This is a genomic window from Runella aurantiaca (assembly GCF_003339505.1).
In the GTDB taxonomy this organism is placed as follows: Bacteria; Bacteroidota; Bacteroidia; order Cytophagales; family Spirosomataceae; genus Runella; species Runella aurantiaca.
The window spans coordinates 60,717-86,705 of sequence record NZ_QPIW01000006.1; the positions used below are offsets into that span (position 1 = coordinate 60,717).

The following is a 25,989-nucleotide window of genomic DNA, read 5'->3' on the forward strand; positions in this document are numbered from 1 at the left end:
TTTTCCAAACAAAAAGCGCGAATGTGGTTCACATTCGCGCTTTTTGTTTGGAAAGTATCAGAAAGAATAACCAACGGCAATGTTGAATACCAAATTTTCTTTTCGCCAAGGTTTGCTTCGTAAATCAAATTGGTGGAACACCCACCGCTCATTTTCGGGAAGCCACGGCTTTCGAAATGGCACCGCCAAGTCGAGGCGCAGGAGCACAAAAGGGGTAATAATCCGAAGGCCGATTCCTCCACCAACGGCTACCTGTTTGTAAAATTGGTTGGTAAACACCGCATTTTCTTCGGGCGTATAAAACGAATCATCGTAATTGCGGTACATCCAGATATTGCCTGCGTCGGCAAACATCGCCCCTTCAAAATACTCACTGATTCGCAAACGCAGCTCACTGTTTGCCTCCAAACGAATATCGCCGAAGGCCACATTTCCGAAAATATTGGTGGTAGCCGTGTCTAATTTATAACTTCCCGGGCCCAGCGTTCGCGCCCGGAACGCCCGTATCCCGTTTGTTCCACCCGCAAAATACTGCTTAAATTGCGGCAATGACAATGAATTTCCGTACGGAATACCCAACCCAATCAAAAGGCGATTTGCCCAGCGGAGCTTGGGACTGACATTGCGATAATGACGAACTTCTGCATCAAAACGGGCGTATTGTTCGTACGGAATGCCGAACACCTGCCCCACTTCCTCACGACGTTTGGCAATCAATCCCGCCACGTTCCCCGCCAAATCAACCCCACCCGTTATGACAAAAGTATTTTTGCTTAATGGTTTTGGGGTTGGCGTGTAGGCAATGTTGTATTGTGCCCCTAAAATGAGACGATTTTCCAGAATTTTGAAGTAACGCAGTAAGTCCTGAGGTTTAGCAGTGGGGTCAATAATAAGATTTAAAAATGCTTCTCCATCAATAATCTTTGGTTTCACTACGTTGAGGGCAATCGGCAAAAATGTGTGCTCAATCTGGGTGTTTTTTCGCCAACTATACCCCCAGTTTAATTTAATGGAAGTTTGACGATAAAGCCCCTGTTGGGTTAACTGTTCAAAACCAGTGGTCAGGGTGGTTTTGGGTAATGTTTGGTTTTTATCGGGCCGTACTCTATAAAACGGTAGCACAAATCGTGGAAACGATAGCTCCGCCTCCACACTCGTACGGTAGAAATTTCTCACTTTGGCAGTGGAGTCGCTTCGGCCTCCTATCTGCAAATCTAAACCTGCATTGGCCGTAATACGGAGCTGCTCCGCCGCCCTAAAAAGATTCCGATTGAGCCAAGTCAGCCCCACCTGCGCCCCGGCTAAGTTATTCGATTTAGTCACCCCGCTGAGTTCGGCACGTAGGGTTTTCTTTTTCAGGGGTGTAAGGTAATAATACACGTCCAACAAGGCCGAATCTGAACGGGGCAGCAATTCAAATTGGTTTTTTACAAACTTAAAATTTTTGAGGTTGATAAGCCGCGAGAGCGACACATCGTGCAATTCGCTACTGTAGAGCGTTCCCTTACGAAATCCAATGGCATCATAAAAAATGCGCGGGCGGTAGGCGTGAGCGGGGTCAATAATCCGGATATTGCCACGTCGTCCAGTCACCTCGGCCAACGTATCGGTCCTTAAGCGTCCATTGTCCGAAATGACGTAAATATTTTGAATAAAGTACGTTTTTAGTGCTAACTGCGTCGTATTAGGCTTTAGCTCTACGTACAAACGCGTCTGGTGATTGTTAAGATTTGTATCGGCCTTTACAATCAGGTAATCGGGGCGAAAGTAGTAAAATCCGTGTTTTTTAAGCTCCCGCTCAATACGGTTACGCTCTTCTTCTATAACCGTCAAACGATAAGGAGTGCCTTCTTTCAAAAGCGTACTTTTTTGGGCCAGTTGCAGATTTTTAGAGAAGACAGAGCTGTCTTTGGTGATAAATTCAACCGTTTTAATGGTGTACCGTTTTCTCAACCCTACCGTATAAACGGCCTTGGCCCGGCGTTTACTTTCAGTCATTTCTCCCGAAGCCGTCGAACGAAAATAGCCTTCGTTGTTCAAATAATTCGTAATCACCGCGCTGTTGGTCGTAACCGCACGCTTGCTGGCAAAAACAGGCGACTCCCCAAAACGTTTCCGAAACCACCCCCGGAAACTCTTTTCTTTTTTGGGCTCTCCCAGAAAATAATACAACCAAACTTTATAGGGAAACCCCAATAACATGCTGTTGGGTTGGGGCCGCAGGACGGGTTCAAGCTCTGCTTTGACCGTTTTAGCCGTCTTGGCCGACACGTTGGAGTCGGGCGCCATCTTTACCTCCGCTCCCACATACAGGCTCTCGTTGGGCGGCAGATAGCGCGAGACCGAACAGCCCATAAAAAAACTGGACAGGAGTACGAGAAGTATACAGCTAAATCTAAACGTCATTTTTTAAACATTTCTTTCAATTTATCGTAATCTAACACTACCGCAAAACTCACGCCTGTTTCTACAATAAACCCTTCCAATACCGCCTGATACTGGTTTTTTCGGTAGGCCCGAAAAGCATAGCGCCCATCCCGGGTCAGGTTATAATTTACGTTTACATTGTCAATGATTTCGGTGGAACGAGCCGCTCGTGCGCCGCCTTCGATTTCAAAATTACGGCCTACATTGACCGTTAGGCGGTCATCCATAAAGGCTTTACTCAACCCTACATTCAGGTCGGTTTGGGCGGCAGTACCCGTGGTGGTCGAAACGGATGTGGAATTGAGATTGAAATCCAATTTTACGCCTTTAATCAAATCAGAGGCCAACATATTGAGTTGGTCGGTCAGCAGTTTACTCACACTTTCGCGGGCAATCAGCTCAGGATTCACACTCGAAAAGAAATCGGACGACTGCTCTCCCGAAAATTTATTCAGCACCAACAACGAAAAGACTTGTTTGTTCATGGCCGCCTGATTCTGCTGTATCTCACCAAACACCCCCGTATTCTTTATTTCCTCCACATAACTTGCCGATAGTTTGGTATTATCTGGCTGAATATCAAAAGTGATTTGGGGTTTTTCCAAACTTCCCTGCATTTTGAGCAATACTTGAAGCGGGACTTTTCCATACCTAGCGGCAGATTGATTAAGCGCCGTCAACTCAGCCGTAACGGGATACACCGCCGTGATGTCTACGTCGGCTTTCATGGGGTCGCCAGTCCAAATCAAACGACTTCCTTTTTGAATGGTAAAGCCGCGTTTCAGAATCTCAAACGTGAGGTCATAAGAGCCTTGGGTTATTTCGTACAAACCCAAAATAAATACCTGACCACTTGGCGAAATGCCCGCGTTGAGCTGGGCATTGCCCCGTACTTTGAGGTTATCGCCGTTGAGTTCATCCACCACAATGGTGAGTTGCGAGCGGTCGTCAGCTTCGAGGTTGAGCGAGATTTCAGAGGCAAAATCAACGGAGGTCGATTCGATTGCGCTCGAATCCACCACGACGGGTTTGTTGGGATTTATAAATTCAACAATGCCTTCCGTGGCGTTTTCTCCAAAATTATCGTCGGGCAAAATAACCGTAATATCACTTCCCTCTTTGAGTTTTACGGAGCCGTCAATGGCTGGTTTTGAACCCACCCCCGCCACGTGCAGGTTGGCGTCCACGATTCCTTTTCCGTAGAAAAACTCATTTTCTTTCCGAGTGGCGTTGAGCACCGTAAAATCTTTGCCGACGATATTTAGGTCGTACGAAACATCAGGAATTTTAGCAATGTTGATTTTGCCGTCGATCTGCAACGGGCGGTTGGCGGTATCGCTTACCACAAATTTTTGCAGTAAAATGTCCGACCCTTTAAACTGCAAACGACTGTTGTTGATACGGTACGTAGCCCCCAGCTGAGTGACGTTAAACGACACACTGTCAAACGCAACACTGCCATCAATCTGAGGTTTGTCAATTGCCCCTTTGATGGTCGCTTTGCCCGCCAGCGAACCACGCGTACGCCGTAACTCCCCAAGGCTAAAGGCTTCTACGGTCTGCATTCCCATCCGACGAATGTCCAACGTTAAATTCAGCGGCGTTTTACTTTTGAGTAAGTAATTTCCGCTCAGCTGCACATCATTTTGGGCACTTTTGAGGGTGGCTTCGGCCACAATATTATCAGCCGACTGATTGGCTGCTTTGGCATTCAGGTTACCGATGAGAATATCCATCACCGTCAAATCACGAATGGAAAAATCGCCCGTAAAAGCAGGGTTTTCCTGCGTATAATTCTGCAAAATAACATTACCCGCTAGAACCCCACCCATGAGCGTAGAATCGGCCATAATACCCACCAACGGGCGTAAATTAAGGCTATCCATTTCGATTCTCAGTGGGCCATTGGGTGTATCGGTCAGGCTATTTACAAAAAGTCGCTGCCGATTCTGGGTAATGGTAAATTTCCGGGCTAGTAGCCCATCTTTTCCAAACTGAACATAACCCGTGGAATCGGCAGTCCAATTTTTATAATCAAGTAACAGTCCCCGCCGCCGTAATTGCAGGCGATAATTATTCTCTATCGAAGCCAATACACCCTCCATTCCGTGGCGGTCTTTATCCAACGAATCTTTGAGTACCAAGTTAAACCCTACAATATTGTTGGCGATTTCGCCATTTAGGTACGTACGTCGAATGTTGGTCGTTCCCGACGTTACTTTATCCACATAAGTAGCATAATTGACTTTATTGTTAGCTCCGTCTACGTTAATGGTTACCCGTTCTACCAACATACTGTCATATTCTACCAGCGGTGCTTGTAATTTCAGCCGCAGTGTAGTATCCTGTTGGCTATTTAATTGCATCGAAAACCGTACCGTGTCCATCCGCGTCAATTCAGGCACAAATGCCTTCAGGGCAGCATGGTTGGCCATTTTACCTTCCAAAGAGAACCGATATGGCTCTGTGATGGGCTTGTATTGAATGGCAGGCAGGGCAAAGTAGCGATTGATTTCGGTCAATAAAATATCGGCAAGTTGCTCGTAACGAAACACCCCCGTAGCGCGGGCTTTGAGGAAAGGGGCATCAATGACCGCCAATCGTTCGCCATTTTCGTTTTCGAGGTTCAACGACAGGGTTTGCAAAGGAATCTCTTTCCCATCCTGAATCAACACCCCGTCCTGAATCAGCAACGTACCGCGCGGGTCGACGGGGTTGGTGGAAGGAAAAACGGCGTTTATTTTCCCACGAACCCCGAGGTTTTCACTGTACAGATTGAGGGGTTTAAGTCGTAATTCGTCAATATCCGCTTCTGCCGATATGACGGGATATTCGGGCTGCAAATCAGCCTGCACATTGAGACGTAAGGTAGCGTTAGGGTCGGCGATGGCGGCGACAAAATCGGCTACCTGCTGACGATACGTGCCTTCAAGATTCAGATTTTGGTAGGTATATCCTTTGACATCCGCGCTCAAAACCGTGCCTTTCAGTTCAGCCTGCAAGGTTTTTGGGTCAATCCCCTGCCCATTGACGGTTGCCGTCAACGAAAGTTTCCCGAGTTGTTCGGGAGATTGTTTGAGCAGTTTTCCTGCGTTAAAATCTTTTAAAACCAGCGTTCCCTGATACGCTTCATTTTTGCCTTTGACAAAATTCTTCAGATTCCCTTCAAACGTCGCGTCGCCCATGTCGGAGGCCAAACGCGTGTTCAGATTGAGGTCATTCAGGCTGCCTTTCACGGTACCCGTCAGCAGCAGTTTCGTAGGAATTTCGATAGAAGCTGGCAAGGCATCTTTGGGAGCAATACGTTCAATATCGGTATGGGTAGTAGATAATTCGCCGATTTTCAAATCCAAGGCCATTTTTTGCGGGTCGGGCAAACCCGCAATTTTCCCCTCCATACGCAGGTGAGTTCCTTGCAGGGTCTGTACGTCGACGGCCTTCAGGGTTAATTTATTGACCTTGCCCGTCACTATTCCATTTACCTTGACAATGGCCGTTGGATTGCGGTCAAAAGGTGGCGTTTTTCGGAGCGTGGGCATCCAAGTCAACACATCTTTAAAACTGATTTGGCTATTTTTCAGGTTGACATCTACACCTACATTGCCAATATTATCGGTCAATTCATCCAACGAACGATAACTTAAAACGGCCCGATTCCGAAGAATGGTTTCGTTGGTTTGGATAAACAGATTTTCAAGGGATGTTTGCGTGTTGGAGTAGACAAAATCTGTTTGCACCTGGCGCAGCACAAAGCCTCTTTTCTCCACCATACTTGCTGATTTCAACTTCCCAGCGGTACGTGCGGGGGTAAAAACAAAATTTTCTAGCTGCGTATTAAATTGACTTATGTCTACATTCAGACTTTCGGTTCGGTAGGCCAAATTTGTATTTTGTACCCCTACTTTTTTGAGCGAGACCGCAAGTTTATCCAAATGGATATAGTCACTTTCCAAATCCAACTGCCCAATTTTACCGCTTGCTTTCAGCTTTTGGGTCTCGTCGTTGTAGGTAATTTCGTAATTCTTAACCTGAATTTTCCCCAATTTTAAATCCAAAGAATCGGCGGAATTGATTGCCGCCAAACTGTCTATCTCTGGTTTTGCAGGCCGAAGCGGGGCGTACATTCTCACCGTAGCTTTGCCCGCGTTTAAGACTGTATTGGTCAAATGGTACCGGTTATAAGAAGGATTAAAAGCCGAAAAATTTACGTTTGATTCTTCAATCCAAAGCGCGGCATCGGTTCCGATGAGGGCATCGCGGTACGATACTCTTACATTTTTGAGTTTGATGGCATCCAAACGCATATCCAACGGTGTTGATGCGGTATCGGGCTGGGTATCAGGACTACTAAAGGCCTGCGTAACGAAGCCGAAATTGAAAGTAGTATCGGGTAAAGTACGACGAACGTTGAGGTAAACATTTTCTAGTTCAATGTTATTAATGCCCACTTTGTTTTGCATCAACCCCCACACGTCCAAGTCCACAAATACCCTTTTGCCCATCAGCAGGGTATCCCGCTGTTTATCTTCCAGATAAATATTTTGTAATTCTATCCAGTCAGGCAATTGAAAACGTACCTGCGCGATTTCAACGCGGGTTTGAAGTTTTTGGCGCAGATACGATACCACACGACGCGTAAGCCAGTCTTGTCCCGACCCTGTTTGCAGCCAAACGATGGCTGTTCCCAAAACCAATAACAAACCAATGAAGACCAGAAGAACTATTTTGCCTACTTTTCTCAAACCGGTATGGCGATGCTACCACGCGGGTGGTACGGTGTTTAATCATTGAAACTGTTCTTTCTCTTTTTTATCTTGCAAATGTATTGTCTGAAATTGTTGGATTAAACTCCATGACGGTTGTGACTTTTACGGGCTTTTTATCAATACTGCTCACATAGGTAGACTCCGAAGGGTACGAAATACCGTAGGTTGACTTGGCGTACTGGGTATGGTCGCGGGTTTGCACCTCGCGGGTGGGCAGCGTCAGTTTTTCCCGAACCAGTAAGCTCGTTGCCACATCAAAATATAAGTTGTATTTTACTCCTTTTCCTTCCATTTCTACTTGGTAGGCGGGTTTGCCGTTTACTTGCTCCGTACCTACAACCGTAGCGATGTAGCCTTTCTGCGTATAATTTCCAAAAGGCACCAACAAATCGCCTAGCTCACGACGCATATTTTCGCGTTCTTTCTCGCTCAAATCGCTCGTTTGAAACTGCGTGACTTTGTCGCGGCTACCGATGGGGATTTTCACCCATCCATCCGCGCCTTTGATTCCGTAGATAAAATCACGTTTCATGATGGTACGGATTTTAGACAACGCCTGCTGAGACAATGAACCCTGTATCAATAAATCATAATCATTGGCCGTTCCTGCCCGATAGGCCTGTTTGATATTGTAGGTCTGTACGGCATCCCAAAGGGCTTTTCCGCCCGTTGCGCGGTAGAAATTATTAAAGATTGTATCGACGGGAACGGCACCCGTTTGGGCGTTCAGCCCCGCTTGGGCCAACATTACAATCAGGAAAGTTTTTATGAATCGTTTCATTGTATGAAAAATTGATTTGTCGATTGAATAACTCCAAAAATAGCAGTTTTATGATAGGAATTTCATTAAAAAATCATGCCAAACAAAAAAAGCTCCTCGAAAGGAGCCTTAAAAAAATAAAAAATTAAACGTTGGAAGAATGAGTTTGCCCCCTTTAACTCCTGACATTTAACAGTTTTTTAGTCCTAACTACGGTACATAACCGCCTTCACTGCGTCGATGGTACGCTTAACGTTTGGTAACGTTGCTTCTACCAGCGTAGGTGCGTACGGCAACGATACGTCCATGTTGTTGACCCGAATCACGGGAGCATCCAAATAATCGAATGCTTTGCGTTGAATCATGTAGGTTAGTTCAGTAGCAATGGACGACAACGGCCAAGCTTCTTCAACCACCACGCAACGATTTGTCTTTTTTACCGAATTAATGACCGTATCATAATCAATCGGCCGCACCGTGCGAAGGTCAACGAGTTCAGCGTTGATTCCCATTTTTGCCAATTCTTCAATGGCGGGGTTTACCACACGCGGAATCATTTTTCCGAACGATACGATGGTCACGTCCGTACCTTCTTTTTTCACTTCTGCTTTACCCAACGGAATAATGTATTCTTCTTCGGGCACTTCTCCTTTATCTCCGTACATCTGCTCTGACTCCATAAAAATAACGGGGTCATTATCGCGGATAGACGCTTTCAGCAGCCCTTTTGCATCGTAAGGATTGGCCGGAACGACCACTTTCAATCCGGGCGTATTGGCGTACCAGTTTTCAAAGTTTTGAGAGTGTTGCGCTCCCAACTGACCTGCATTTCCAGTAGGACCGCGAAACACAATCGGACAGCTGTATTGACCCGCCGACATCGAGAGAATCTTAGCGGCGGAGTTAATCACTTGGTCGATGGCAACCAACGAGAAGTTGAACGTCATAAATTCCACGACGGGACGTAAGCCGTTCATTCCAGCTCCCACGCCAATCCCAGCAAAACCCAATTCGGCAATGGGCGTATCAATGACCCGCTCAGGTCCGAATTCATCAAGCATTCCTTGACTTACTTTGTAGGCTCCGTTATATTCGGCGACTTCTTCACCCATCAAAAACACGCTCGCGTCGCGGCGCATTTCTTCAGAAAGGGCCTCACGCAAGGCTTCACGGAAAAGTATTTGTCTCATTGTATATGATGTAAAATTCAAATTTGGGTTGAAAACGGCCGTAAAAATAGGAATTTTTTGTAAAATCGACTCATAAACCTTTCCTCCTCTGTGCGAAATTCGTTTGCACACGCTGGCAGGCCCCTCCAAGCCCAATAATTAGCCGATTATTTTAAGGCTTTCTAACTGACTTCCAAGCGGCTAAGTGCCTTTACATTCATTTTTAAGGCTTTTTTAGGTCGTAAGGTAACCAATGGGTCGGCCACAGCATCCTTTCTCTCTACGAGCGAAAAATCAAACTTTCGCACCAGCAAGGCCAGCACAATCTGCATTTCCATCAAGGCAAAATTATTGCCTACGCACATTCTGGGGCCACCTCCAAAGGGAATGTAGGCATAGGTGGGGCGATTCTTGGTATTTTCGGGCAAAAAATGGTCGGGGTAAAATTCGTGGGGCTTTTGCCAATGTAGCGGGTCGCGGTGAAGCAAATAAATCGGTAGCAGCAGGTAGGTATTGGGCCCAATGGCATGACCACTCAATTGGTCTGCCCCCAATGCCCTTCGCCCCATCACCCACGCTGGCGGATACAGACGCATCACTTCCTGAACTACTTGAAGGGTATATTTCAGTTCGCGCACAGTTTCAAACGTCGGCATTCCTTCTTCACCCAATACCGTTTTTACTTCTTCCCGAAGTTTATGAAGAACGTCCTCGTTTTTTGTCAGCAAATAAAATGCCCAAGACAGGGCATTGGCGGTGGTTTCGTGGCCCGCCATAAAAATCGTCGTTACTTCATCCCTCAACTGCCGGTCGGTCATGGTCTCCCCCGTTTCCTCGTCTTGCGTATGAATCAACATATCCAGCAAATCGTCGTACCGAACCTCGGGGTTGTGTTTTAGTTCTTCGCGGCGGCCTTCGATAATGCTGTAAATAACCGATTCTACTTTTTTCACCGCCTGCTTAAAGCGCAAGTTTCGCGGTGTGGGGAAGTACAGAGGAAGGCGAATGAAACTTTTGAGGGTGTTGTCTGCAAAGTGCATAATCTCGTTGAGCGACTCCGAAATCCCCCCCAAGCGGTGTTTCACATCGGTACTAAACAGGGCTTGGGTCACAATTTTCAGGGTCAGGTTGAGCATTTCTTCGGACATATTCAGGGGTTCTGTCTTTTCGTGTTGTTCCCACCGATGCACCAAGCTCGTCACTTCATCGTTCATCATTGCCACCATCAACGCCAGCCGCTGTTTGTAGAAAGCAGGCTGGGTTAGTTTACGTTGGCGTCGCCAAAAATCTCCTTCGCTGGTCAACAAACCATTGCCCAAAAATATGGCCAGTACTTTATACGCTTCGCTTTTATGGTAATTGCGGTTGTTTTCTTGCAATACATGCTTGGCATCTTCTGGATTCAGCACCAAGATAAAATCACGGTTCACTAAATTTAGTCTCACTAAACCTGCCCCTCTAAAATCTTTTTGCATTTTTTCAAGAAAGCCTAAAGGGTTGCGCACAAATGCCGATGTATTTCCAAAAAAGGGACTTTTTTTAGCTTCGGGGATAGTACTTAGTGCCGATTTAGAGTAATTCATCATAATAGTACCCATGATTGTAGCGCAAAGTATATTTATATATCCTTCTGATATATCATTTTCCTTGCCTATCTTTGTGACGTTTTTTTGAACTTTTCCTAAAAAGTGTCCTTTTATATCAAGTAAAAAAAACAAAAAAAGTGTTTATGTATTTAATTAAAGACAACACCGTTGTTAATTTCTAACCTTAAATTTAACCATTCACCTCAAACCTCATAATCAATGAGAAAGATTATTTTATTTTCCCTGTCGGTATTATTATTTGCATCTTGTAACAAAAAACAATTAGCTCAACTGACCAAAGATAAAGCTGAACTTCAGGCTCTTCTTGACAAGAATAAAGCTGATTGCGACGCACTTAGTGCAAAACTTAAAAATGACATCAGCGATTTGAGCAATCAAATCAAGATGAAAGATGGTGACATCACCAACGAGCGGGCCAAATTGAAAGCGATGGAAGATGAGTTGGCTTACTTGAAGCGTACAAACACCAACTTATTGGATCGCCTTTCTGACCTCTCTATCGTCAGCAAAGATGGCGCCGAAAGCATCAAAAAATCATTGGATGCCCTCAACCGTCAGAGCTCTTACATCCAAGATTTGAACTCAAATCTGCGCCGTAAAGACTCGCTCAACTTGGCCCTTGTGATGAACCTCAAGCGTTCATTGGACAATGTGAGCGACGAAGACGTAAACATCGAAGTGAAAAAAGGAGTGGTTTATATCTCTCTTTCCGACAAAATGTTGTTTAAATACGGCAGCTACGACATCACCACCCAAGCTGAAAACGTGTTGAGCAAAATTGCTAAAGTCGTAAACGACCGCAAAGATTTTGACATCTTGGTAGAAGGCCACACCGATAGCGTACCGTATAGCAGCGCTTCTGTATTGGAAGACAACTGGGATTTGAGCGCAAAACGCGCTACCTCGGTAGTACGCGCCCTCCAGAAAAAATACGGTGTAGCTCCTGAGCGCATGACCGCCGGTGGTCGTGGCGAGTTTGTGCCTAAAGTAGCAAACGACAGCAGCCAAAACCGCAGCCGTAACCGTCGTACCGAAATCGTTATTTTGCCAAAATTGGATCAATTCTTCCAATTGTTTGAGTCAGGCAAATAAGCATTCGTAAGAATAAATTTTCATAAAAGGAGCGGTGTCTTTCGAGACATCGCTCCTTTTTTTGGTAGAACTACATAACTCAAGTGTTAGATAGAGTAAAGAATACTACTACACAATTTGGACAATTGAATGTTTTTTAAGCTGAATGAGTCCTAAATATTTATCCAGCTCCAAATAGCTAACAATTTGATTACTAATAAATTGCAGGCCACATCTAAATGTTGATACTGCTGGATATTCATTCCCATTTCTGTACTTTATAACCCTGATTTTTTGTGTTTTTTTCTGAATAATACCTTCTCTGATTGATAAAACGTAAGCAACAATTACCAAACTAATCATTAATCTAATCTTCTTGAGGTCAGTCAAAGACATGTCTTCTAAATTGAATCCATTCGTTTTTAGATGCTTAAAGCAGTATTCGATTTTCCAGCGTTTAGCATATTGTTTGCCAACCCTTTTCTGATATAAAATATTAGTAATGAGACAAATAACAGGTTCGTCTTTGTTGGCTGAACGCCACATCTCTATCTTATATTTATCTAATCCTAAATCAAAAATTGCCTGTGAATACCCTTTCTTCAGAGCCTTTTTTTCTTGACCGTGGTCTGTGTCTTCACAGACCTTCAAAAACGTTCTTGATAGTGTGTCAGAAATCTATCATCGTCTTCGCCTTTTTCATAAAATTTGGCCGAAGACCATCGGTAGGCCTCAGGACGTTGAGCCAAGTTCCACCTTTGATGCAGTGGATTCAGATGGATATAATTTATTTTTTGTTCCACCTTTTGGCGGTTATCCATCAGGACTGCCAATGGGTCGCGTTGCCAAACTCTGTATTTTCGCTCTTTTTCTTCAACCCTAAAATAGGGTAACACTTGAGGGTGATTGTTTTGTAAATCTTTGACAATCAAATGGCCGGTGTATTTATTGAAACTTGCATGAGGCATTTCCTTACCATTGTATTCTTTCATTTCCCAAACTACATGCAAATGATTGGGCATAATCACATAGGCATAGACCACTATTTGACCTCGATTTACTAACTCTTGCCAAGAAGAAATAATCAATTCTTTGTATTTGTCTTGTTTGAGCAAATGCTTCCAATCTTTAATGGTATCCGTCCAAAAATAAACTTCATCAAAGTTCATTCTTGAGTTTCGGAATTTGCTTTCTTGATGTTCGTTTACCATATTAATAATTCTTAAACATTAAACTTGCAATCCAAAACTTTTTTGAGTTGTCTTCTTTAGGTCTGTGGAGACACAGACCACGGGTTTGAAATACATAAATTTATTGTAAATAATCTGCGCACTGGGGAAATTCAAGATTCTATAGAGATTACCATAAAATAAACATTTAACTATCAATAATTTACAATTTTTTCGCCAATAGCGATGAGAACATCACCAAATGCAAAAAAGAGATAATGAGCCCAAATACAGTTGATTTTCGAGAGTCCAACAGTCACCAACGGGACGTTTTCAGTACTAACGACTTTTTTGTAAGCTGGACAAGGGCTTTTATTCTTAACTTACCAAATAATATTTCTAAAGAAGTTTAATTATGTCATACGCAGAGCTATTTTTTAAAAAGAAACTTCATGAACTCAATTATGAAGATATTGAAAATTATTTCATTGATGCTCAGGAAGAGTCCAACCTCTTGGAACTAAAATCTTATGCTGCTGATAAAGACCAAAAAAATGATCATAGTGCAAAAGAGAAAAAGATATATGAAACGATTTGCGGACTATTAAACTCAGAAGGTGGTATCATAATTTGGGGGGCTCCTGTTGGAAAAAAAGCACCTGGCAAAAAGGAGCAAATATTTCAGGGAGAACTTTCTCCAGTAACTAAACTTATTGAAAAAGACGGATTTATCAGAACTATAGCTCAGTTATTCTCACCTGTTCCCAATGGAGTTAGATTCCAGATGTTAAAAAAGAATGAAGGGAGCTATGTCTATGTTATTGAAGTTGAAGATAGTTTATACAAGCCACATCAATATAAAGGCACCTATTTTATGCGGCTTGACGGCCAGACACACACAGCTCCTCATTACTATGTTGAGGCATTGATTCGCAGAATTACTTTTCCCAATCTTGAAGGGTATTTAAGAATTGATGGTCTTCATCTTAATTCTTATGATACTTCAAACGGTGTTATCATGGATTTTACTTTTGTAATTTATAATTGGACCAGACTTCAGAATGAATATGATATCTACTGTAAAGTTGTAACAGATGCTGAAGTTAACACTCAATTTTCTGAACCCAACAAATTACGGAAAGGACATGAGATTATATGGAAAAATGCAGCACCAATATTATATTATCATAACCCATTGATAATTCGTGATAAAGTTTTCTTTAAAACTCAAGAATTACAGATGCACGATTTTAAAGGCTTTATAATTGTTTTTTTTGGAGGAAAACAATCCCCACTTAAATATTCAAAATACCGCTTTATGTTTGCCAACTTATATGCCAATAACCCTCATTCTGATAACAATGCTTATATAATTGATAAAATTGAGAATAAGTATACTCATGAAATGGACATAAGAGATAGTGATCAGATCAAAGGCATGATTGGAAGATGACAAAAGAGAAACATAATCATTTCTAAATGGGGATATTTTCACTCAACTGTACTTTTTGAAAACTTTACTATTGATAATCAAACAGTGACTGGGTTTGACACAGTTAGTTGAAAAGACCCCTAAATGGAGAGTCATTCTTTTGGCCCTGCGGCCTTAAGCGCGCACTACTGGGCTGTTTTCGAGTCAAAATTATCTTTTTCAGCGAGCGGTGTCTTTCGGGACATCGCTCCTTTTTTTGGTAGAAATACATAACTTCATCGTTGTTTTTCGTTACTTTACAACACAAGATTCAGAGACAACCTGCCATAAACTTTTCTTACGATTCATCCCAACCATGAAACACCTCCGCAAACTCACCTTAGCCGCCGTTTGTATGATTGGCGTAGGATTCTTTGCCTTTCGCCCCGACGAACGTTTTTTTGAAATCGCCCGTAACCTCGACATTTACGCCACACTATTTAAGGAGCTGAATCGCTATTATGTAGACGAAATCAACCCCAATCGCCTGACCAAGATGAGCATCGAATCCATGCTCAAAAATTTGGACCCTTACACCAACTTTTACGCCGAAGACGAAATCGAAGATTATCGTACCATGACCACGGGCCAGTACACGGGCATCGGGGCCATTATTACGAACAATAAAGGTAAAAACATCATTTACTCCATTCTGGAAGGTTCTCCTGCCGAAAAAGCGGGGCTTCACATCGGGGATGAAATCGTAAAAATTGACGGGGTAGATCTAACCACCCGTAAAGATGCCAACCCCGATAAATTGATGAAGGGGCAGGCCAACTCAACCGTAAAATTGGCCGTACGCCGCGTAGGAAGTCCTTCACTGCTCGAAATGAACGTAACCCGCGAATTTGTTAAAACGGGCAATGTACCTTACTACGGCATGTTGAACGACGAAGTGGGCTACATTGACTTGAAAGATTTTAACCAAACCGCCGCCCGGGAAGTCAAAACTGCCTTGGTAGAGTTGAAAGGAAAAGGCATGAAAAAACTGGTGCTCGACGTGCGCGAAAACCCCGGTGGATTGCTTGACCAAGCGGTATTGATTTGTAATTTATTTATCCCAAAAGATGCAGAAGTAGTTTCGAACCGTGGTAAAGTAACAGAATGGAACAAAACCTACACCGCGCCGATGGCCCCCGTCGATACCGAGATTCCGTTGGTGGTACTGGTCAATGGCCGCAGTGCTTCTGCCTCCGAGATTGTGTCGGGGGTTATTCAGGATTATGACCGTGGTGTCTTGATTGGACAGCGTACGTACGGCAAAGGATTGGTCCAAACCACCCGCGATTTGTCTTACAATACCAAACTAAAAGTAACCGTTGCCAAGTACTACATTCCGAGCGGCCGTTGCATTCAGGCGATTGATTATAGCCACCGCAACGACGACGGCAGCGTGGGTAAAATTCCTGATTCTCTCAAAGTAGCCTTTAAAACCCGCAATGGTCGCACCGTATACGATGGCGGGGGCGTAGAACCCGACGTTCCGACGGAGTTGGTCAGCCGCACGTCTATCGTTAACAGCCTCAACAGCAAAGGGTTATTCTTTGACTACGCGCTCAAGTACCGCGCCGACCATCCCACCGTCAAGCCCGCCAAGGAGTTTGAGCTAAGCGATGCTGACTATCAGGGATTTGTGAATTGGCTGAAGGATAAGGAATACGATTATACTACGCAGGTAGAAAAAGACCTGAGCGAGTTGGAAGCCTCGGCCAAGAAAGAAAAATATTTTGACGCGGTGCAGGAGCAATTCAAAGCCCTGAAAACCAAACTTACGCACAGCAAAGACACCGATTTAGCGATGTTTAAAAAAGATATTAAGCAGGTATTGGAGCGCGAAATTGTTTCGCACGTGTACCTTCAAAAAGGGGAGCGTGAGTTTGTGTTCCGCACCGACCCCGAAGTAAAAGCGGCTTTGGATTTATTCAAAGATATGCCCCGCTACGACAAAATTTTGAAAGGCACGAAGTAGGGGCAGGCCTTGCGTCTGCCCTCTAGTTACGTCTCTAGTTACGTCCCTAGTTGCGTCTGCTCTTACACCAAAAAAGGCAGCTATCGTTTTGAGCGATAGCTGCCTTTTTTGGTTTCAAAATTCTAAAACTACTCAGGCGTTACGTAGGCCGCCGTAATACCGCCATCCACTAAAAAGTCGGTTCCTGTGATGTAAGATGATTCGTCCGAGGCGAGGAAAAGCGCGGCATAAGCCATTTCTTTGGCTTCGCCAAAACGACCCATCGGAACGTGAACCAAGCGGCGTTGTTTCTTTTCTTCGGTATTCAAAAATTTCATCAACAACTCAGTCCGAAGCGGGCCCGGGCAAAGCGCATTGACGCGAATGCCTTCGCGGGCGTGAATCACCGCCAACTCACGGCTCATTGACAAAACCGCTCCTTTGCTCGCCGTGTAGGCAATCTGCGGAGTAGCCGCTCCCAACAAAGCCACAAAAGACGCCGTGTTGATGATGCTGCCGCCACCGGCACGTTTGAGGGCAGGAATGGCGTATTTACAACCAAAAAAGACCCCTTTCACGTTGATGTTCATCGTCAAATCCCACACCGATTCTTCGGTCGTCACGGCATTATCGTCATCGCTGTGCATGATACCAGCGTTGTTGAACACAATGTTCAATTTGCCAAAGGTTTGCTCGGCAAAGGCGACCATGTTTTCGCAATCTGAAGCTTTTGAAACATCGCACCGTACATAGGCAGCTTTGCCACCTTGGTCCAAAATCAATTGAGCCGTTTCTTGTCCTGCGGTATCATTCACATCGGCCACTACCACGGCGGCTCCTTCTTGGGCAAATAAAAGTGCTGTTTCGCGACCGATGCCGCTGCTTCCGCCCGTAACAAGGGCAACTTTATTGAGTAAACGCATACGTAAGTTAAATTAAACAGGGTGTTTGTAAATGAGAACTATTTTTGGTTTTACGGATATAATTTATTGAAAACAAACACTTTACAAAAGTGTTGAATCGCTATTTTCCCCAAGCTTCATAGATTTTATTCTGCAAAACGGTTGGGTTAGGTACTCGACGAATCGGGAAGTTTTTCTCCCTTTTTGTTGACAATTGAATGATCGTTGTTTTCTTTTCATTGTTTTGAAGACAAACAACATTGATGCTCTCGGAGGGTTTCTTTCGGCTCACGATTTCATCGAATTGCTGAGCTGGCTTGGAATCTGCATTGAGCAAAATCGCCTGTCTTCGAATTCCCGCATTCCAAGCGGGCGATTGCCACTCTACGTTTGTTACCACTACCGAATCATTTCTCATTCGGGTAGATATTCCTGTCCAAGCTCCCGGCAATATTTGTGCAGTTGTATCAACTTCCAACCCGGCGTAGTTAAGGTACTTCTGATAGTCTATCTCCCGAACGGTTGACACGTACGCAAGAATATCATCAATGGGTTTTGTAACGATTTTTTCGCAAACCGCTTTGAATTCTTCATCGGTAAACCCTCGCTTTTTCTGACGATAAAACTGTTGGTATAAAACTTTCATCACATCATCCAACGATTTCTTATTTTGGGTCTCGTGCCTTATTTTAAAATCTAGTAGCATTCCTACAACAGGCCCTTTATCATAATAAGAAATAGTCTTATTTACCTCATCGTCGGTGCGCCCAAACGGCCCGTCAGACCATGTGTCATAACTCGCCTCCGCGAGCGATTGGTAGAGTCGACCAGGTTTATTTTCAAAAGCCCGCATGTTATTTCTCAACGATTGCAGCAATTGTTGTTCGTTTGTAATTCCCGCTCTTTTCAGAATAAGGTATTCATAATAAACCGTAAGCCCTTCCGAAATCCAGAGCAATTTTGTACGGTTTCCGTTGTCATAATCAAAAGGCCCCAATTCAAGAGGGCGAATTCTTTTAACATTATAATGGTGAAAATACTCATGTGCCAAAAAATTAAGCACCCGAATGCGCCCGTCTGGCGTATTCAAGGCAGCTCCGTCAAAGCTAATTGCCGTAGAATTGGCGTGCTCGATGCCTCCCTGCCCAGGGCCGATACCCAAAAATGTATAATGCTGATAGGGAATTTCTCCGATAATATCCGAGGCCTTTTCGATGATGTTTTTCAGGTCGTTCACAAATTGAACTCGGTCAAATTCTCCTAATTTGTATCCGATAAACCGATGAGGGATACCTTTTACGTAAAAGACTGGCAACTCGTCCAAATTGCCCATCAGGATAGGACTATCATAAAGCACGTCGTAATCAGGGGCATAAAAAGTATTCGGTTTACCCTTTACTTCATCCAATCCCGTTGCTATTTTGTTCCACTTTGAGAACGGCCGAATGGCAACTGTACTAGATAAATTCAGTTGATTGGCAGGATAGAGAAATACACTCGTAGGTACGATATACCCTCTTTCTTCGTCCAGATAGCTGTTGGCTACAAACTTACGGTCGGCTAAAATTGAATAGCTGATGCGCAACTCCCTTCCGTTGTTTTCAACCTCCCATGTACTATTATTTTTTTTGAGCCAATTGACTTTGTTTCCCTTCACATCCGTTACTTTAAAATTTTGGAGATTCTTGGGATAATTCATTTTCTGATAATACCCCGGTGACCAAACGGGCATTCTGAAATCAATCTTTTCGCCTTTGAATCCTTCACAGTTCAGTTCAACTTGAAAAAGATGAGAAGCTGGCTCTTCCATTGTGACTGTAAAAGCCAGTTTTTGGGAGAACCCAGAAGTTATTCCCCAAAAAGAAATAAAAATAAGCGTAAAGAGTTGATGAAAAGAGGGCATTACCGTTATATTTTTTAAGAGAAAGAGGTCACAAATATTCGTACATTGAGTTCATCGTCGGTGGTCAGAGTTGCATTTCTTTGGGTATCATGCCCATAAATGCTTTGTACACACGTACCGCACCTTGGGGCGCAGGATATTTGGAATCTCCCCACACCACCTTATGCTCTTTCTTTCCTTTTTTATAAATGATAAAATAAGAAGTTCGGCCGGGATGCTGAAAGTTTATAGTATCAAATTTTACATCCTGCAATGACTTAAACGCTATTTCAATATTCTTCGGATTTTGTTGCCCCAATACTTCAAATTCTTTCGAAGTATTCATTCGCCGAAAAATACCCCCATCATCCAGCAGTCGATATTCTTTTTCCAAACCCCCAATGGCCTGTCCAACAATCATTTGCCGTCCTCCAAACGTAAACGGATGCGTTGAAACCGCAAACGGCGTAGGGGGCTTGGTGGATTGCGTTTGGGCGTACAGGTTCCCAAGGCCTATGAAAAGCAGGGTAAGAATTTGTTTTTTCATGATGTACTTAACTCATTTTCAACTCTTCCAAGGCCAGCCACGCCATCAACCCGGGGCCGATTTCGAGGGCTGTTTCGTCGATGTCAAACGTAGGGGTATGTACTCCCGATACAATTCCACGAGCTTCGTTGCGCGTTCCGAGGCGATAAAAACAGGCATCGGTCACCTGTGAATAAAACGCAAAATCTTCGCCTGCTAGCCACAAGTCCAAATCAATGACATTTTCAGCCCCCATGTAATCTATCGCTGCCGCTTTGGAGCGACGCGTTAATTCGGGATGATTTTTCAAAAAAGGATAACCTTTTCTGACTTCCACGTCGCAGCTTCCGCCCATGGCTTCGGCAATTCCTTGCGCCATTTTGGTGATGCGTTTCCAGCCTTCTTCGCGCCATTCTTCATCCATACAGCGGAACGTTCCTTCGATGTATACTTCGTTGGGAATCACGTTGGTAGCACCGTTGGCAATGACTTTTCCAAACGACAATACCGACGGAGCCGCTGGCTTACGGTTACGGCTGATGATTTGCTGCAAACCCACAATAATGTGCGACGCAATCAAAATGGGGTCAATCAGCATATCGGGCATGGCGCCGTGGCCACCTTTTCCCTTTACGGTCAAGTAAAGCTCATCGGTACTTGCCATGTACATCCCTTCTCTAAAACCGATTTTTCCGACGGGAATATTAGGCGCAACATGTTGCCCCAAAATACTCGCTGGCGAAGGATTTTGCAGAACTCCTTCTTTAATCATCAAGGACGCCCCGCCTGGGATTTTTTCTTCGCCTGGCTGAAAAATAAGTTTAATTGACCCTTCAAAATCACCCCGTAACTCGTGCAAAATACGCGCCGTACCCAGCAATGAAGAGGTATGCACATCGTGCCCACAAGCGTGCATTACCCCGGGGTTTTGAGATTTATAGGGCACATCATTGGCTTCTACAATGGGTAAAGCATCCATATCAGCCCGCAAAGCCACTACTCTACTCTCTGGATTTCGACCTTCAATGAGCGCCACAACACCCGTGTTAGCCACGCCTTCCTGCGGAGTTAAGCCAATTTCTTTCAATCGGTTGGCTACAAATTGAGCGGTATTAAACTCCTGAAAAGACAACTCAGGATGCGTATGTAAATGCCGCCGATTAGCCACGGCATCTGCCGCGTAGCTTTTGGACAAGGCTTTGATTTTTTCTAACATTGTCGTTTATTAAGTATTTTTGACGGAACAAAAATATAAAATAGAACGGGGATGACGCAGTGATTACTGATTTTCACCTAATAAATATCCATCACCTGCATTATTTCTTTGATTCCTTCTTTTTACGTTAAATCATGAAAATAGGACTATTCTTCGGCTCATTTAACCCTATACATATAGGCCACCTCATCATTGCCAATACCATGGCTACCGCCACTGACCTTGAACAGGTATGGTTTATTGTTTCGCCCCAAAATCCTTTCAAAAAGAACAAAAGTCTACTGCATGAATTTGACCGCTACGACATGGTTGAAAAAGCCATCGCCGACAACAGTAAACTGAAAGTAAATGATGTGGAGTTTTCGATGCCCAAACCTAGCTATACCATTGATACTCTGACGAAATTGCAGGAAAAATTTCCGCAGCACACGTTCAAACTCATTATTGGAGAAGATAATTTGGGGCAATTTAAAAACTGGAAAAATTACGAAGCGATTCTACAATATTACGGATTATACGTGTATCCGCGTCCCAATGTGGCCGCCCATGAATTTGCCGACCACCCCGCCGTTAAATTCATCCCTGCGCCGCTTTTGGATATATCGGCCACTTATATCCGTGATTGTCTAAGAAATAATCGTTCAATTCGCTACATGGTACCCGACGTTGTAGAAGAGATGATAAAAAGGAAGAAATTTTATATTTGACAATCTCCTTTGAAATACATTACTTTGCAGCGATTTTGAACCAAACTTCTCACAAAAATGTCAGAGATTGCAGAAAAAGTAAAGAAAATTATCGTTGATAAACTAGGCGTAGATGAGTCAGAAGTGACCGAAGAAGCTAGCTTCACTAATGACCTCGGCGCTGATTCACTCGATACGGTAGAATTGATCATGGAATTCGAAAAAGAATTCAACGTTTCAATTCCTGATGACCAGGCTGAACACATCGGTACGGTAGGTCAAGCCATCAAATACCTCGAAGAAAACGTCAAGTAAGCATATTTGTTGTAATTTATAGATCCATTTTATGATTCTAAAACGAGTGGTAGTGACGGGCATGGGTGCTTTGACGCCCATCGGAAACACACTGTCGGAATACAAAGAAGGGTTGTTTAGCGGCACCAGCGGAGCTGGTCCGATTACCCGATTTGATGCAACCAAATTCAAGACTCGCTTCGCGTGCGAAGTAAAAGGTCTGGATATGGCTCAATTTATTCCGCGTCAGGAAGCGCGTAAAATGGATCTTTTTACACAATTTGCTGTGGTGGTAGGGGAAGAGGCCGTTAGAGATAGCGGACTCGACCTGGAGAAAGTAAATCTCGACCGTGCGGGCATCATTTGGGGTTCAGGTATTGGTGGTTTAAAAACGTTTGAAGAAGAGGTCCTTTCGTTCGGTAGCGGCGACGGAACTCCTCGTTTCAACCCCTTCTTTATCCCTAAAATGATTGCCGACAGCGCCTCGGGAATTCTTTCGATGCGTATGGGCTTCCGTGGGCCTACCTACGTAACGGTGTCGGCCTGTGCTTCTTCCAACAACGCAATGATTGACGCATTCAATTACATTCGATTGGGCAAAATTGATTTTTGCTTAACGGGTGGGTCAGAAGCGGCCGTTACACAAGCGGGTGTTGGAGGATTTAACTCGCTGAAAGCACTCTCTGAACGCAATGACGATTACTTAACGGCTTCGCGTCCTTACGACAAAGACCGGGATGGATTTGTACTTGGAGAAGGTGGTGCGGGCTTGATATTGGAAGAATACGAACACGCACTGGCACGCGGGGCCAGAATCTACGCCGAGGTAATCGGCGGAGGAATGTCTTCCGACGCTTATCACATCACGGCCCCTCATCCGGATGGAATCGGTGCTTACATGTGCATGAAAAATGCACTCGAAGATGCCGAAATCTCGCCCGAAGACATTGATTACATCAATACCCACGGAACCTCCACTCCGATTGGGGATCCACAGGAAATAAAAGCGATTGAACGACTGTTTGGTGAGCATGCTTACAAACTAAACATCAGTTCGACAAAGTCCATGATTGGACACCTTTTGGGCGGTGCAGGAGCGGTAGAAGCGGTAGCCTCTATTCTGGCGATTCAACATCAACTGATTCCGCCAACGATTAATCACTTTACCGACGACCCAGAGTTTAGTCCTCGGTTAAATTTGACGTTCAACAAGCCCCAGTCGCGCACCGTCAATATTGCCTTAAGTAATACTTTTGGCTTTGGTGGGCACAACACCTGTGTTATTTTCCGTAAAATGTAAACCTTTTAGCTGCTTTTGGCTACGGTATTAAATCCCATCATTGATTTCTTTAAGCCGGGGAACATGTCCCCCGAAAAGAAATTTAGAAAGGCCGTAGAACTTATCATCGGCGAAAAACCTTCGAATATGGAGGTTTATCAGCTTGCTTTTCGCCATACTTCAGCATCTAAGGAGACAAATATCAAGGGTTTTAGAGAATCCAACGAACGTTTGGAATTTCTGGGCGACTCGGTATTGGGCATGGTTATTGCCGAATACCTCTTCAAAAAATTTCCTTACAAAGACGAAGGTTTTTTAACCGAAATTCGCTCGCGCATTGTAAACCGTGAAACCCTCAACGGAATTGCCCGCAAAATTGGCCTAGACCGTTTGATTGAATTTGACGGCAATCGCAAAGGTATGCCCCCCAACTCTTCCATGTACGGCGATGCCCTCGAAGCACTCGTCGGTGCGGTATATTTGGACAAAGGCTTCCGTTTTACCCGCAAGTTTATTACCAAAGAGCTTCTAACGCATTACGACCTCGACGCGCTTATCAACAACAACGCCAACTTCAAAAGCCGCCTCATCGAATGGGCGCAGCGCGAAGGCAAAGAAGTTCGTTTTATGATCGTAGAAGAAAAAGGGAGCCGTCACTTCCGCGAATTTATCTCGCAAGTAATACTGAACGGTGAAGTTTTTGCCCAAGGTAGCGGCTATTCCAAGAAAAAAGCCGAGCAATCAGCCGCAGAGAAAGCGTGTGAGCAGTTGGAATTGAAGTAAGTGTAAAGGCAAAAGTGTAAGGTGCAAAGTGAGTTTCTCCGCAGTTTATATACACTTTTACCTTTTTTCAATCGCTCAAAACATAAATCCCAGCCGTAACGCCATTCGGTTATAGACCCGGTCTTCCCATTTCTCTACTTCTTGCCAGCCCAATGGTTTGGTTACTTTGGCTTCTTGCCTTTTGTAGGTAAGCGACAACAGCATGGCACTGCCAGACTTAAAGCCGAATTTGAGTCCTAAACCTGGATTGAGCATCATGCCGCCTTTGGTGTCATAGCCTGTGCCATCTACCTGAAGCCAGTTGAAGCCATAGCCCGCATCCAACGTGCCAAAAAGATGGACGTTTTTGGGCGTGCTGACCAAATCGTAGCGTACTCCAGCGGCAATGGGCGTGAGTAAAGCCGTTTTGTACCAATCCACCCCAACCGTGGCCCCAACCGCCAAACGAGGTTTGAGCTGTACACCATTGAAGGTTTGAATGGTCAGGCTCAATCGGTTCTGCACTTCCTGCGCCAACGGAACACTCCACCGGACATCGTACACCACCCGACCGAACAACCCTCCCACTTCCGTCATATTGACGTAGTGGGGCTTAAACGGGGAATTTTGAGCCTGTAAGCGGCATAAAGAAGCGCTTACCCATAGGAGGAGCAAAAGCCCACCTACCCTATTGTTACGATAACAGTTAGATGCTTTCAGCATGACAAAACGGGTTAGGATGAGGCTATTAAATCGCTACGCGCTTTACGGGAATCTTACTCAATTGGCGCAGGTTCGACGGATTGGAAATATCAAACTGATACAGGCCATCTTTGCCAATCATCAACAGCGTTTTGTTGGAGAGTGGAATCACGTCGTAGGCATCCATGCCAGTCAGGTGCTGGAGTTGTTTTACGTCAAAATCATTGGCTACGTTTAATGTTTTAAGACCGTGAATCCCTTCGCAAACGTACACATTGGGATAATCAACGCCCAACCCGTGTGGATTTTGCATCGGGTATGATTTGAGCAAACGCGGAGCGCGTAAATCCGTAATATCAACCACATCCAGTTGGTTCAGGCCACGGTTACATTGGGTGCCAGAACGTAGCGTAACGTACGCCCGATTGTCGGTTACAGCCACGGGGTCGCACGACATAGCGTGTTGAAATACAGAAAGTTGTTCGGGTTTTTCGGGATTTTTATTGTCATAAATAAACATTCCCGTGGTGGAGCCGATAAACAATTTATCGCGGTACGGAAAAATGGTTTCAATGCCCCAACCCAAATTAATTTTGGAGCTGAAAGCTGGTTTTTGGGGCACACTGATGTCAAACAACTGCATGTCATTTTGCCCGACGGTGTATAAATACTTATCATACAATGCAAACCGCGCCATTGAGCCAGCCTGCCCTTGAGCAGCAGGATTGGCACTACTGCCGCTTGAAGCAGAATTTTGGAATGCCATGTCAAAAACCACCCCACCACGCCAGAAACCGTTATTTCCATCTTCACAATTTACTTTCACACTTTCGGTCACAATGTCAACCCGTTGGTCATTGATGGCACCCGTACTTTTATTCAAAGACCACCATGCCCCGTCAAACTGCCCATTTAAAAACACTTCTTTCTCACGACCTACTTCTCTGACATCCAACGGATTAGAAATATCAAAGGCGACCAAGTCTGCATAGCTATCGGCGTACAAAATGTTGCCGCGAATGGCCATGTCGCCATTGCCAGGAATCTTAATGAAAGAAACCATTTTGGGTGCCGAAGGATTTGAATTATCCACTACGTGCAATCCTTCCTTGAGCTCGTTAATCAGCAGGTAATTTCCCTTGGTATAAATCTTACCGGGACTGATTAAATCACGGGCCGTTTCGGTACGTACGCTTTGGCGCATCTCCGCCAAGGAGACCGTTACGGCCGTAAAACGTTTGTATCTGCGGGTTTCGGTGCATTGGTCAGTACACGACCATTGGAGAAAAACAACCGAAAAAAGAGAGAGTAAAAGTGTTTTCTTCATGGCAAGCGTCAGAGGTTTGAGTTTA

At 44.5% G+C, this 25,989-nt stretch carries 20 protein-coding genes; 7 read left to right on the plus strand and 13 right to left on the minus strand.

What is annotated here, in order from left to right; genetic code table 11:
• Positions 1-57 precede the first annotated feature (57 nt).
• From tamL to DVG78_RS09600, 5 genes are all read right to left on the minus strand, one after another.
• A complete protein-coding gene (tamL, locus tag DVG78_RS09580; protein ID WP_114460876.1) occupies positions 58-2,406 on the minus strand; it encodes a translocation and assembly module lipoprotein TamL in 2,349 nt (782 codons plus the stop codon).
• Positions 2,403-7,169 (minus strand): translocation/assembly module TamB domain-containing protein, encoded by a 4,767-nt coding sequence (locus DVG78_RS09585; protein ID WP_147277035.1) that lies wholly within the window; start codon positions 7,167-7,169, stop codon positions 2,403-2,405. Before DVG78_RS09585 ends, tamL begins: the two co-directional genes overlap by 4 nt.
• Positions 7,170-7,236: 67 nt before the next feature.
• A complete protein-coding gene (locus DVG78_RS09590) occupies positions 7,237-7,974 on the minus strand; it encodes a hypothetical protein (protein WP_114460878.1) in 738 nt (245 codons plus the stop codon).
• 185 nt (positions 7,975-8,159) lie between these two features.
• Positions 8,160-9,143: a pyruvate dehydrogenase complex E1 component subunit beta gene (locus DVG78_RS09595; protein WP_114461017.1), complete on the minus strand. Its 984-nt coding sequence runs from the start codon at positions 9,141-9,143 to the stop codon at positions 8,160-8,162.
• 161 nt (positions 9,144-9,304) lie between these two features.
• Positions 9,305-10,708, minus strand: coding sequence for a cytochrome P450 (locus DVG78_RS09600; RefSeq protein WP_229598180.1), 1,404 nt, complete (start codon positions 10,706-10,708; stop codon positions 9,305-9,307).
• Between the two features lie 219 nt (positions 10,709-10,927).
• Here DVG78_RS09600 and DVG78_RS09605 point away from each other — a divergent pair, with 219 nt between their 5' ends.
• Positions 10,928-11,821: an OmpA family protein gene (locus DVG78_RS09605; protein ID WP_114460880.1), complete on the plus strand. Its 894-nt coding sequence runs from the start codon at positions 10,928-10,930 to the stop codon at positions 11,819-11,821.
• A gap of 108 nt (positions 11,822-11,929) precedes the next feature.
• Here the strand turns inward: DVG78_RS09605 and DVG78_RS09610 are convergent, their stop codons facing one another.
• Positions 11,930-12,451 carry a transposase gene (locus tag DVG78_RS09610; protein ID WP_114460881.1) on the minus strand — a complete coding sequence of 174 codons (522 nt, stop codon included), beginning with the start codon at positions 12,449-12,451 and terminating at the stop codon, positions 11,930-11,932.
• Positions 12,448-12,969, minus strand: a complete 522-nt coding sequence (locus DVG78_RS09615; protein ID WP_114461018.1) for a transposase — start codon at positions 12,967-12,969, stop codon at positions 12,448-12,450. The genes DVG78_RS09610 and DVG78_RS09615 overlap by 4 nt, the downstream gene beginning before the upstream one ends.
• Positions 12,970-13,384: 415 nt before the next feature.
• On the opposite strand from DVG78_RS09615, the gene DVG78_RS09620 reads away from it, so the two are divergent.
• A complete protein-coding gene (locus DVG78_RS09620; RefSeq protein ID WP_114460882.1) occupies positions 13,385-14,422 on the plus strand; it encodes an AlbA family DNA-binding domain-containing protein in 1,038 nt (345 codons plus the stop codon).
• Between the two features lie 334 nt (positions 14,423-14,756).
• Positions 14,757-16,409 carry a S41 family peptidase gene (locus DVG78_RS09625; protein ID WP_114460883.1) on the plus strand — a complete coding sequence of 551 codons (1,653 nt, stop codon included), beginning with the start codon at positions 14,757-14,759 and terminating at the stop codon, positions 16,407-16,409.
• Between the two features lie 128 nt (positions 16,410-16,537).
• Here the strand turns inward: DVG78_RS09625 and DVG78_RS09630 are convergent, their stop codons facing one another.
• The 4 genes from DVG78_RS09630 to DVG78_RS09645 all read right to left on the minus strand — a co-directional run bounded on the left by DVG78_RS09630 (position 16,538) and on the right by DVG78_RS09645 (position 20,914).
• On the minus strand, positions 16,538-17,311 hold the full coding sequence (locus DVG78_RS09630; RefSeq protein ID WP_114068970.1) for a glucose 1-dehydrogenase: 774 nt from the start codon (positions 17,309-17,311) through the stop codon (positions 16,538-16,540).
• Between the two features lie 100 nt (positions 17,312-17,411).
• A complete protein-coding gene (locus tag DVG78_RS09635; protein ID WP_114460884.1) occupies positions 17,412-19,193 on the minus strand; it encodes a M61 family metallopeptidase in 1,782 nt (593 codons plus the stop codon).
• 64 nt (positions 19,194-19,257) lie between these two features.
• Complete coding sequence (locus DVG78_RS09640; RefSeq protein ID WP_114460885.1) at positions 19,258-19,719, minus strand: hypothetical protein; 462 nt, start codon at positions 19,717-19,719, stop codon at positions 19,258-19,260.
• A 7-nt stretch (positions 19,720-19,726) separates the two neighbouring features.
• Entirely contained in the window at positions 19,727-20,914 is a 1,188-nt protein-coding gene (locus DVG78_RS09645; protein WP_114460886.1) for a M20 metallopeptidase family protein, read from the minus strand.
• A gap of 134 nt (positions 20,915-21,048) precedes the next feature.
• Here DVG78_RS09645 and nadD point away from each other — a divergent pair, with 134 nt between their 5' ends.
• From nadD to rnc, 4 genes are all read left to right on the plus strand, one after another.
• Complete coding sequence (gene nadD, locus DVG78_RS09650; RefSeq protein WP_114068966.1) at positions 21,049-21,621, plus strand: nicotinate (nicotinamide) nucleotide adenylyltransferase; 573 nt, start codon at positions 21,049-21,051, stop codon at positions 21,619-21,621.
• Between the two features lie 57 nt (positions 21,622-21,678).
• A complete protein-coding gene (locus DVG78_RS09655) occupies positions 21,679-21,915 on the plus strand; it encodes an acyl carrier protein (protein ID WP_013926487.1) in 237 nt (78 codons plus the stop codon).
• A 31-nt stretch (positions 21,916-21,946) separates the two neighbouring features.
• Positions 21,947-23,194 (plus strand): beta-ketoacyl-ACP synthase II, encoded by a 1,248-nt coding sequence (gene fabF, locus DVG78_RS09660; RefSeq protein WP_114460887.1) that lies wholly within the window; start codon positions 21,947-21,949, stop codon positions 23,192-23,194.
• 63 nt (positions 23,195-23,257) lie between these two features.
• Positions 23,258-23,956 carry a ribonuclease III gene (rnc, locus tag DVG78_RS09665; protein ID WP_114070409.1) on the plus strand — a complete coding sequence of 233 codons (699 nt, stop codon included), beginning with the start codon at positions 23,258-23,260 and terminating at the stop codon, positions 23,954-23,956.
• Between the two features lie 75 nt (positions 23,957-24,031).
• Here rnc and DVG78_RS09670 read toward each other — a convergent pair whose 3' ends face one another.
• Positions 24,032-24,658: a hypothetical protein gene (locus DVG78_RS09670; protein ID WP_114460888.1), complete on the minus strand. Its 627-nt coding sequence runs from the start codon at positions 24,656-24,658 to the stop codon at positions 24,032-24,034.
• A 25-nt stretch (positions 24,659-24,683) separates the two neighbouring features.
• Positions 24,684-25,964: an LVIVD repeat-containing protein gene (locus DVG78_RS09675; RefSeq protein ID WP_114461019.1), complete on the minus strand. Its 1,281-nt coding sequence runs from the start codon at positions 25,962-25,964 to the stop codon at positions 24,684-24,686.
• Between the last annotated feature and the right edge of the window lie 25 nt (positions 25,965-25,989).

Excerpts from the sequence above, each read along its gene's own strand:
- tamL (WP_114460876.1), bottom strand. The coding sequence starts at position 2,406 with ATGACGTTTAGATTTAGCTGTATACTTCTCGTACTCCTGTCCAGTTTT.
- DVG78_RS09590 (WP_114460878.1), bottom strand. The coding sequence starts at position 7,974 with ATGAAACGATTCATAAAAACTTTCCTGATTGTAATGTTGGCCCAAGCG.
- DVG78_RS09595 (WP_114461017.1), bottom strand. The coding sequence starts at position 9,143 with ATGAGACAAATACTTTTCCGTGAAGCCTTGCGTGAGGCCCTTTCTGAA.
- DVG78_RS09600 (WP_229598180.1), bottom strand. The coding sequence starts at position 10,708 with ATGATGAATTACTCTAAATCGGCACTAAGTACTATCCCCGAAGCTAAA.
- DVG78_RS09605 (WP_114460880.1), top strand. The coding sequence starts at position 10,928 with ATGAGAAAGATTATTTTATTTTCCCTGTCGGTATTATTATTTGCATCT.
- DVG78_RS09615 (WP_114461018.1), bottom strand. The coding sequence starts at position 12,969 with ATGAACTTTGATGAAGTTTATTTTTGGACGGATACCATTAAAGATTGG.
- DVG78_RS09620 (WP_114460882.1), top strand. The coding sequence starts at position 13,385 with ATGTCATACGCAGAGCTATTTTTTAAAAAGAAACTTCATGAACTCAAT.
- DVG78_RS09625 (WP_114460883.1), top strand. The coding sequence starts at position 14,757 with ATGAAACACCTCCGCAAACTCACCTTAGCCGCCGTTTGTATGATTGGC.
- DVG78_RS09630 (WP_114068970.1), bottom strand. The coding sequence starts at position 17,311 with ATGCGTTTACTCAATAAAGTTGCCCTTGTTACGGGCGGAAGCAGCGGC.
- DVG78_RS09635 (WP_114460884.1), bottom strand. The coding sequence starts at position 19,193 with ATGCCCTCTTTTCATCAACTCTTTACGCTTATTTTTATTTCTTTTTGG.
- DVG78_RS09640 (WP_114460885.1), bottom strand. The coding sequence starts at position 19,719 with ATGAAAAAACAAATTCTTACCCTGCTTTTCATAGGCCTTGGGAACCTG.
- DVG78_RS09645 (WP_114460886.1), bottom strand. The coding sequence starts at position 20,914 with ATGTTAGAAAAAATCAAAGCCTTGTCCAAAAGCTACGCGGCAGATGCC.
- nadD (WP_114068966.1), top strand. The coding sequence starts at position 21,049 with ATGAAAATAGGACTATTCTTCGGCTCATTTAACCCTATACATATAGGC.
- DVG78_RS09655 (WP_013926487.1), top strand. The coding sequence starts at position 21,679 with ATGTCAGAGATTGCAGAAAAAGTAAAGAAAATTATCGTTGATAAACTA.
- fabF (WP_114460887.1), top strand. The coding sequence starts at position 21,947 with ATGATTCTAAAACGAGTGGTAGTGACGGGCATGGGTGCTTTGACGCCC.
- rnc (WP_114070409.1), top strand. The coding sequence starts at position 23,258 with ATGTCCCCCGAAAAGAAATTTAGAAAGGCCGTAGAACTTATCATCGGC.
- DVG78_RS09670 (WP_114460888.1), bottom strand. The coding sequence starts at position 24,658 with ATGCTGAAAGCATCTAACTGTTATCGTAACAATAGGGTAGGTGGGCTT.
- DVG78_RS09675 (WP_114461019.1), bottom strand. The coding sequence starts at position 25,964 with ATGAAGAAAACACTTTTACTCTCTCTTTTTTCGGTTGTTTTTCTCCAA.